At 53.0% G+C, this 251-nt stretch carries 1 protein-coding gene; it reads left to right on the top strand.

The annotated features are described in order from the left end of the window. The coding region (locus tag FDX22_RS12560) for a YtfJ family protein (protein ID WP_304571762.1) at positions 1 to 251 on the top strand (251 nt) is incomplete at both ends.

The raw sequence follows: 251 nt of genomic DNA on the forward strand, positions 1-251 counted from the left end.
AGCGCGCAACTGCCAGGGAAAGTCCGTATTGTGCAACACATCGCCGGACGTACCTCCGCCAAAGAGAAAAATGCGACACTGATTGAAGCCATCAAAGCGGCCAATCTGCCGCATGATAAATACCAGACCACCACTATCGTCAACACCGATGACGCCATTCCCGGCTCCGGTATGTTTGTGCGCAGCAGTCTGGAGAGCAATAAGAAGCTCTACCCGTGGTCGCAATTCATTGTCGACAGCAATGGCATTGC

This window comes from Citrobacter sp. TBCS-14 (assembly GCF_005280805.1).
GTDB classification, from domain to species: Bacteria; Pseudomonadota; Gammaproteobacteria; order Enterobacterales; family Enterobacteriaceae; genus Citrobacter; species Citrobacter gillenii.